This window comes from Allobosea sp. LC85 (assembly GCF_000735605.1).
In the GTDB taxonomy this organism is placed as follows: domain Bacteria; phylum Pseudomonadota; class Alphaproteobacteria; order Rhizobiales; family Beijerinckiaceae; genus Allobosea.
The window spans coordinates 1-820 of sequence record NZ_JPKG01000060.1; the positions used below are offsets into that span (position 1 = coordinate 1).

The window sequence follows — 820 nt, forward strand, 5'->3', positions numbered from 1 at the left end:
GTCCAGACGCTGGCGGCGCTCTCGGCGCTGGCGATCGGGCTCTACCTGTTCCAGGGCGCCTTCGACGTGATCCGCTCGCAGGTGCTGGTCCGGGTCGGGGCCCGGCTCGACCAGGATATCGCGCCGCTGGCGCACCGGGTGGCGATCGACATGCCGCGCTTCGGCTTCTCGAGCACCGAGGCGCTGGAGCGCGGGCGCGATGTCGACACCGTGCGCGGCTTCCTCGGCAGCCAGGGGCCGGGCGCGCTGTTCGACCTGCCCTGGATCCCGCTCTATCTCGCCTTCGCCTATTTCCTGCACCCCTGGCTCGGGGCGCTGACGCTGGCGGGCGCGGTGGTGCTGACCCTGCTGACGGTGGCCAGCGAGATCCTGACCCGCCGGCTCAACGGCACGACGCGCCAGGCGGCGATCACGCGCGGCGCGATCGCCGATTCCAACGCCCGCAATGCCGAGGTGCTGAAGGCGATGGGCTTTGCCGACCGGGCGGTCGAGCGCTTCAACCTGGCCAATCGCGAGCATCTGGCGCTGCAGACCAGGGCGAACGACCTCGGCGGCAGCCTGGGCGCGGTCTCGCGCGTGCTGCGCATGATCCTGCAATCGGCGATCCTCGGGCTCGGCGCCTATCTGACGATCAAGGGCGAACTCTCGGCCGGGGCGATCATCGCCGCCTCGGTCGCCTCGTCGCGGGCGCTGGCGCCGGTCGATCTCGCCATCGCCAACTGGAAGTCCTTCGTCGCGGCGCGCGCCGCCTTCCAGCGCCTGCGCGAGACGGTGGTGGCGCTGAGCCAGGCGGTGGTGCCGATGCAGCTGCCGGCCCCGG

1 protein-coding gene is annotated in these 820 nt (G+C 72.1%); it reads left to right on the forward strand.

Translation table 11 applies throughout. From position 1 onward, the window contains the following. Positions 1 to 820, forward strand: an 820-nt coding sequence (locus FG93_RS28190) for an ABC transporter transmembrane domain-containing protein (protein WP_043241700.1), incomplete at both ends; no start/stop codon positions are given.